The organism is Kineosporia sp. NBRC 101731 (assembly GCF_030269305.1).
GTDB lineage: Bacteria > Actinomycetota > Actinomycetes > Actinomycetales > Kineosporiaceae > Kineosporia.
Window position 1 is genome coordinate 368,439 of the sequence record NZ_BSTC01000007.1, and the last position, 7,451, is coordinate 375,889.

The 7,451-nt window shown below is 69.2% G+C and carries 8 protein-coding genes; 5 read left to right on the top strand and 3 right to left on the bottom strand.

All coding sequences use genetic code 11. The features are described 5' to 3' along the window. The first annotated feature begins 1 nt into the window (after nucleotide 1). Complete coding sequence (locus QSK05_RS21700; protein ID WP_285599110.1) at nucleotides 2-472, top strand: heme-degrading domain-containing protein; 471 nt, start codon at nucleotides 2-4, stop codon at nucleotides 470-472. Continuing rightward, on the top strand, nucleotides 469-1,365 hold the full coding sequence (locus tag QSK05_RS21705) for a TolB family protein (RefSeq protein ID WP_285599111.1): 897 nt from the start codon (nucleotides 469-471) through the stop codon (nucleotides 1,363-1,365). Before QSK05_RS21700 ends, QSK05_RS21705 begins: the two co-directional genes overlap by 4 nt. A gap of 97 nt (nucleotides 1,366-1,462) precedes the next feature. Here QSK05_RS21705 and QSK05_RS21710 read toward each other — a convergent pair whose 3' ends face one another. Then, nucleotides 1,463-2,491 carry a sugar phosphate isomerase/epimerase family protein gene (locus tag QSK05_RS21710; protein WP_285599112.1) on the bottom strand — a complete coding sequence of 343 codons (1,029 nt, stop codon included), beginning with the start codon at nucleotides 2,489-2,491 and terminating at the stop codon, nucleotides 1,463-1,465. A gap of 107 nt (nucleotides 2,492-2,598) precedes the next feature. Next, nucleotides 2,599-3,858, bottom strand: a complete 1,260-nt coding sequence (locus tag QSK05_RS21715) for an ROK family protein (protein WP_285599113.1) — start codon at nucleotides 3,856-3,858, stop codon at nucleotides 2,599-2,601. 172 nt (nucleotides 3,859-4,030) lie between these two features. Between QSK05_RS21715 and QSK05_RS21720 the strand changes: the two genes are divergently transcribed. From QSK05_RS21720 to QSK05_RS21730, 3 genes are read left to right on the top strand one after another with little or no spacing between them, the layout of a single operon-like run. After that, nucleotides 4,031-5,131: a Gfo/Idh/MocA family protein gene (locus tag QSK05_RS21720; RefSeq protein WP_285599114.1), complete on the top strand. Its 1,101-nt coding sequence runs from the start codon at nucleotides 4,031-4,033 to the stop codon at nucleotides 5,129-5,131. Nucleotides 5,132-5,150: 19 nt separating this feature from the next. Then, the gene (locus QSK05_RS21725) at nucleotides 5,151-6,062 is read left to right on the top strand and encodes a sugar phosphate isomerase/epimerase family protein (RefSeq protein ID WP_285599115.1); all 912 of its coding nucleotides are present in this window, start codon (nucleotides 5,151-5,153) and stop codon (nucleotides 6,060-6,062) included. After that, entirely contained in the window at nucleotides 6,059-6,904 is an 846-nt protein-coding gene (locus QSK05_RS21730) for a 3-keto-disaccharide hydrolase (protein ID WP_285599116.1), read from the top strand. The genes QSK05_RS21725 and QSK05_RS21730 overlap by 4 nt, the downstream gene beginning before the upstream one ends. A gap of 77 nt (nucleotides 6,905-6,981) precedes the next feature. Here QSK05_RS21730 and QSK05_RS21735 read toward each other — a convergent pair. Further along, the coding region (locus QSK05_RS21735; protein ID WP_285599117.1) for an HNH endonuclease signature motif containing protein at nucleotides 6,982-7,451 on the bottom strand (470 nt) is incomplete at its 5' end.

A 7,451-nucleotide genomic window follows, 5' to 3' on the forward strand; every position in this document is an offset into this window, starting at 1 on the left:
CATGGAAGACCTGATCGCCGTTCTGGAGAGCCAGGAGAAGGAACTCGTCCTGGAGTCCTTCGACCACGCGGACGCCTGGCAGCTGGGATCCCGGATCACCCGGATGGCCCTGGACGCCGGGCACGGGGTGGGGATCGACATCCGCCGGCCGGGGCTCATTCTCTTCCGTTCCGCCCTGCCGGGCATCACCGCCGACCAGGATGTCTGGATCGCGCGCAAGGCCGCGGTCGTGCTGCGGATGGAGGCCAGCAGCGCACTGGTGGAGGCCCGCCTGGCCCAGGCCGGGATCGATCCGGCGGCGATCGGCTGGCTGGGGCCCGAATATGCCGTGACCGGTGGGTCATTCCCGATCAGAGTGCACGGCGCGGGGGTGGTGGCGACGGCGACGGCCTCGGGCCTGTCCTCCCGCGAAGACCACGACCTCATCGTCGAGGGCCTGCGCGCCCATCTCACCGAAGGGGCGGGCCGGTGAGCGACGAGGACATTCCCCAGCGCCGACTGCGTCCCGGCCAGACGTCCCGGATCCGCGTCTGGGACCGTGAGTCGGGACAGACGTCCACACTTTTCGCATCAACAAGCCGACTCTACGAAGCGCCCAACTGGACGCCGGACGGCCAGCTCCTGGTCAACGGGGACGGCCGGCTCTGGCTCTTGCCGGTGGACGGCTCGGGCCCACCCCGGCAGATCCCCGCCGAGGGTCTGCCGGACGTCAACAACGACCACGTTCTGGCCCCGGACGGCCGCAGCGTCTTCGCCTCGGCGAACGACTGGCACATCTGGGAGGTCCCGCTGGCCGGAGGCCCGGTCCGCAGGGTGACCCAGGACGAGGGCATGCACTTCCTGCACGGCGTGAGCCCGGACGGTCGTCTCCTCGGCTATGTGCGTCTGGAGCCGGACGGCGAGAACTGGTGGGCCTCGGCCACGGTCAACGTGGTGGGCGTCGACGGGAAGGATGACGTGCGCCTCACCAGCGATCCCGGCCCGGCCGACGGGTGCGAGTGGACGCCGGACGGCGCGTGGATCGTGTTCAATACCGAGCAGTTCTCGCAACAGCCGGGTCATGCCCAGCTCGCCCGGATCCGTCCCGACGGAACGGGCCTGGAACAGCTGACGTTCGACGAACGGGTGAACTGGTTCCCGCACGTCGCACCGACCGGTGACGTCGCGGTGTACCTCAGCTACCCGTCCGGCACCACCGGTCACCCCGCTGATCTGCCGGTGGAACTGCGCCTGGTCCGGGTGGACGACTGGCAGCAGCCGACCACCGTGGTGACCCTGTTCGGGGGGCAGGGGACGATCAATGTGCCGAGCTGGGCTCCGGACGGATCGGCCTTCGCCTTCGTGGATTATCCGATCGACGCCTGATCTGCGCGATCTGCGCGATCTGATCGATCTGCCTGATTCACCTGACCGGCTGCTGGTGCGCGGACCGTTGCGGTCTGCGCACCAGCAGCCGGTGGTGTCACTGGTTGCTGAAGGCCGCGTCGAACGAGGCGGAGGGGGGCTGCCACAGCAGCGAGCGCACGAACTTCACGGCCTCGGCCGCACCGTGCAGACGGTCCATTCCCGCGTCCTCCCACTCGATCGAGATCGGGCCCCGGTAGCCGATCGAGTTCAGGGCCCGGAACGCGTCTTCCCAGGGAACGTCGCCGTGGCCGGTGGAGACGAAATCCCAGCCCCGTCGTGGATCACCCCAGGGCAGGTGCGAGCCGAGGACGCCGGCGCGCCCGCCGGGCGGGCGCACGCGGGTGTCCTTGCAGTCCACGTGATAGATGCGCTCGCGGAACTCCCAGATGAACGAGACCGTGTCGATCTGCTGCCACATCATGTGTGACGGGTCCCAGTTCAGACCGAAGGCCGGACGGTGCTCGATCGCCTCCAGGCTGCGCACGAGAGTGTAGTAGTCGTAGGCGATCTCCGAGGGATGCACCTCGTGGGCGAAACGCACGCCCTGGTCGTCGAAGACGTCGAGAATCGGGTTCCAGCGGTCGGCGAAGTCCTGGTAGCCCGCCTCGATGACGCCGGCCGGAACCGGCGGGAACATGGCCACGTACTGCCAGATGCTCGAACCCGTGAAGCCGACCACCACATCGGTGCCCAGTTTCCGGGCCACCCGGGCCGCGCGCTTCATGTCTTCGGCCGCCCGCTGCCTCACGCCCTCGGCCTCGCCATCGCCCCAGACGTAGTCGCGCAGGATGGCCTGATGACGGAAATCGATCGGGTTGTCGCAGACGGCCTGCCCGGCCAGATGGTTGGAGATGGCCCAGACCTTCAGGCCGTACCGGTCCAGGATGTCCAGACGGCTCTGCAGATAGGCCGGGTCTTCGTCGGCCCGCTTCAGGTCGAGGTGATCCCCGGAGGCAGCGATCTCGAGGCCGTCGTAACCCCATCCCGCGGCCAGCCTCGCGACCTCCTCCAACGGCAGGTCGGCCCACTGGCCGGTGAACAGGGTCACGGGCTGCCGGGCTTCGACGATCTCTTGCTGCTCCATCGCATCCATCCGTTTGAGGTGGCCTGTGCTTCAGGCGATAGACGCTAGAGGTCGTTCAGCGCGGCAACAACCTCGGAATATGGCCCGAATTGGGATTTCTGGCGGCGTTAATGACTGTGCTGACGAGTGTTCAGCCGCTCGAGCAAGGCATCGGGCTGGAGCAGTTGCTCGGCGCCGATGACGAACCCACCCAGGCATCCGGCGGTGGTCGGGTGAACCGGACCGGTGATGGTGAGATTGCGGGTGGCCAGGGGGAGGGCACGCCGGTACACCACGCTCCGCACACCGGCCAGGAGCTCATCGGTGGCTTCGGCCAGATGGCCACCCAGCACGATGTGTGACGGGTTGACCATGTGCACCAAGGCGGCCAGCACCTCGCCGATCGCCAGGGCCGACCCCTGCACGAGTTCCAGGGCCCGGCCCTCGCGCCGGGGCAGGGCCTGCAGGAAGCGTTCGACGGCGTCGGGACCGTCGCCGACCAGGTCGGCGGCTGCCCGGCTCAGGGCCCCCAGGCCGGCCACCGCCTCCAGGCAGCCGATGTTCCCGCAGGCGCACGGTGCGGTGGCATCGGGAACCCGCACATGACCGATATCGCCGGCGGCCCCGTCGGCCCCGCGCAGCAGCCGGCCGTCGGAGGTGACCATCCCCGCGCCGATGCCGGTGCCGACCTTGACGAACAGGAGCGGGCCGGGCGCCGGGGGGCGGGCCCGGGCCTCACCGAGGGCTCGGAGGTTGACGTCGTTCTCCAGGCTGACCCGTCCGCCCAGCTGGTCCCTCAGATGCCGGGCGGCCTGGTACCCGTCCCAGCCGGGCATGATCGGTGGGCGTACGACGGTTCCGTTGCGGTCGTCCACCGGCCCGGGCAGGCCGACCACGGTGATCAGGTGATCGGTGGGTCCGGGAAGGCCGGCCAGGAGTTCGGCGGCCTCGTCCGCGAGCCGGTCCAGCACCGGCCGCGGGCCCTCGGCCATGCTGAGCCTCAGCGAGTGCGACGCCAGGAGATTCTGCCCGAGATCGAACACCGTCAGACGGGCCTGGTGCACACCGCAGTCGGCGACCAGCACCAGGCCGAACGACGGGTCGATCTCCAGGGCCTCGGCCGGGCGGCCCCGCCCGGCCAGATGCTGGAGTCCGCCGACCCGCACGGCCCCGATGGACTCCAGGGTGCGGATGCCGGTGTCGACGGTGGAGCGGGCCAGGCCGGTGAGCCGGCTGAGGTCGGCCTTGGACGTGGCCGTGCCGCTGGAGATCAACCGCGCCAGGGTGCTGGCGATGACCTCGGGGCTCACCCGGGCCGACAGCGGCGGCACCTGCAACCAGACCGGGCTGCTGGGCATGACCGGATTCGCCGGGTCTTGCAGATCCACGTCGGCGAGCCTACTTCCTGGGAGAGTCCACTGCTCAGGACGGTCGGCGCCCGATGTACGACTAATGCTCGGACCGGGCATAAAACAGTCGTTGAACGAGTGGTTGGCACGATCCAAAATCAAAGGCAGCCGACCTCGCGCACGGAGCCCGGGGAGATCGCAGGTGAGACGGATGACTGTGCAAGATGTGGGTGTGCCCGAGCGGTTGCGCCATGGAATTGTCGGTGCCGGCTTCATGGGGCAGGTCCACGCCCGTGCCGTCGCGGCCGCGGGTGGCCGCCTCGTCGGGGTCGCCGGCCGTCCGGAGGAGGCCGAGCAGGCCGCCCGCCTCCTCGGTGCCGAACGGGGATTTCGGGAGTGGTCCGATCTGGTCGCCTCCGATCAGATCGATGTGGTGCACGTGTGTGCCCCGAACGCCGTGCACGCCGAGATCACGTTGGCCGCGCTCGCGGCCGGCAAGCACGTGATCTGCGAGAAGCCGCTGGCCGTATCGGTCGAGCAGGCGCTCGACGTCACCCGGGCCGCTGCCGACGCCGACCGGATCGGCGTCGTCCCGTTCGTCTACCGTTTCCATCCGATGATCCGCCAGGCCCGGGCCAAGATCGCGGCCGGTGAGGTGGGCCGGCTGAATGTGGTGCACGGCAGCTACCTGCAGGACTGGCTGCTCGGCGCGGACGACACCAACTGGCGGGTCTCGGCGGCCACCGGTGGTCCGAGCCGGGCCTTCGCCGACATCGGCTCGCACTGGTGCGATCTGCTGGAGTTCGTCACCGGAAGCCGCATCGCCGCCGTTTCGGCCCGGCTGGCCACGGTGAACGGTGAACGTGGTGCCGCTGCGGTGGACACCGAAGACGTGGCGGTGGTCCAGTTCGAGACCGAGGCCGGGGTGATCGGCTCCACCGTGATCAGTCAGGTCTCGGCCGGCCGCAAGAACCGGCTCAGCCTGGAGATCTCCGGCGCCGAATCCACCCTGGCCTTCGATCAGGAGAACCCCGAACTGCTCTGGGAAGGCCGGCGCGCGGGCAGCCTTCTGCATGTGCGCGACCCCCAGACGCTGTACCCCGAAGCCGCCCGGTACGCCCTGGTCCCGGCCGGTCACGCGCAGGGGTACCAGGACTGTTTCAACGCCCTGGTGCGCGACACCACGGCGGCGATCAACGGCACGGTGGAGGACGGTCTTCCGCGTTTCACGGACGGGCTGCGGGCCGTCCGGATGGCCGACGCCGTCCTGACCTCCGCGCGTGAACGCACCTGGGTCCCGGTCGAGAACTGACATTCTGAGGGAGATGACGATGGCAACGATGCATCGACTGAGTATCAACCCCCTGCCCTGGATCCTGGGCGATCTGGGCTACAACCTCAGCTTCGAGGTGGTCGAGACCGCCCTGATGGACCTGAAGGCCGCGGGATACACGGCGATGACCGTCGAGTGGACGGCCGACATGGACGTGCCCACGTACGGTGCGCTGTTCGCCCGGCACGGCATGTTCCCGGCTCCCGGTTACTTCTCCGGAGCCTTTCACGACGCCTCCGAGCACGCCGCTCTGGTGGAAGGCATCAAACGGCACGCCGAGGCGCACGCCTCCTTCGGGCTGGACCAGGCCTTCATCGCTGCCGACCTGACGCCGGAGCGGATTGCGGCACCGGCCGTCGGGGCCGGCGAGTCCACTCAGGCCAGCGCGGTGATCGCTGAGGGGATGGCCCTGGCGGCGGAGGCGGCCGCGGCGGTCGGCGTGCGATACGGCCTGCACCCGCACGTCGGTTCGCTGGTCGAGGTGGAGTCCGAGGTGCGTGAGGTGCTGGACCGCTCGGCCGGCAGCGCCCTGGGTTTCGGTCCGGACACCGGCCACCTGGTCTGGGCCGGTGTCGATCCGGTCTCGGTCATCGGTGACTACGCCGATCGGGTGGTGGCCCTGCACATCAAGGACGTCGACCTTCAGGCGCGAAGCGCCGCGATCAAGGCCGGTGACGACTACCTGGCGGCGACGCTCCGCAGGCACGTGTGGATCGAACCCGGCCGTGGTCAGACCGATTTCGCCGGTGTCCTGGCGGCTCTGCCGCAGGAGTGGGACGGCTGGACCGTGGTGGAGGTCGACGTACCGAACCTGCCCGACCGGATGGCCAGTTCTCGGTTCGCCCTGGAATACCTGACGGAGCAGCCCTTCTACTCGCGGGCCGATGATCTCGGGGAAGGCGTGAAGTGACGCTCGGCGAGAGTGGTTTCACCCCCTTGTTCGACGGCGTGACCCTGGCGGGCTGGCGCTCGGTCCCGCGCGTCTACACCACCCTGTATCCAGGGGGACCGGACATCAGCAGTTTCTTCGCCCGGCAGGGGCTGCGCCCGCCGGTCGAACCCGAGAAGCACCCGGCGGTCTGGACCGTGGAGGACGGCGCCGTGGTCGGCCGGCAGGGAACCCCCGGTTACGGCGGCTACCTGCTCAGCGAAAAGGCCTACGGCGAATTTGAGCTGGTGATCGAGGCCAAGCCGGACTGGCCCGCCGACACAGGCATCATGCTGCGCCGTCGGCCCGACAGCTGGCACGGCTTCCAGGTGCTGGTCGACCATCGCCGTTCCGGCTCGATCGGCGGTTTCTTCGGTAACGGCCTGGCCAGCTTCCACGCGGTGCCGTTCGCCCTGGATTCCGTTCTGGACGACGCCGGGAACCCGGTGGGCCTGCGGCCGGACGATCCGGTCACCTCCCAGGAGCCGGTGACCCCGGAGAAGCAGCGTCTGCTCTCCTACGTCGCCGGCGTCGAGGAGTTCCTGAAGGCCTGGCGCTGGGGTGATTGGAACGAGGTGCGGGTGCTGTGCGTGGGTGGCGCCCTGCCTACCCTCACCACCTGGGTGAACGGCCTCAAGATCGCCGAACTCGACACCGCCGCGATCGATGTGCCCGACTACGACGCGGCGGCGATCGCCGGCTTCCTCGGCCCGGCCGGGCACCTGGCTCTCGAGGTCCACGACAACGACGACATGTTCGGCGAGTCCCGATGGGGTGCGGGAGCGGCCTGCCGCTGGCGTAACGCCCGGATCAAGGAGCTGTGAGGGGACGGGCTCCCGGGGAACCGGTTGTTCGGCTCTGAGTGCCCGTGAAGGCTTGCCCGTGAAGGCGTGTCGCGGTCTCAGAAGGGCGGCTCCCCGAAGTGCGCCTCGGGCTCGGCGGGTGCGGTGTGGCTTGTCGGGTCGACCCGTCGCAGTTCGCTTTGCCATTCCTGTTCGCGGATCCGGTCGCGGGTGGCGCGGTCGGGGATGCCGGGCATGGGTGGTGGTTCTTCGACGTGGTGTTGGCCCAGCCGGCTCTTCCATTCGATGCTGCCGGTCGGGTAGGGCTCGTCGGGGCGGGTGAGGCGCATTTTCCAGCCGCCGTGTGTCTTGAGACGGTGGTGGGAACGGCACAATGGCACGAGGTTACAGGGGCATGATGTCCCGCCTTGGGCGAACGGGATGGCGTGGTCGATGTCGCATTGTCGGGCGTCGCGGCTGCAGCCGGGGTGTACGCAGTGCTGGAATCGTCCGATGACCTGGTCGATGACTTTCTGGCGGGGCTTGTAGCGGGTGGTGGGTTCGGTGCATCGTGCCTGGTCGCCGGGGC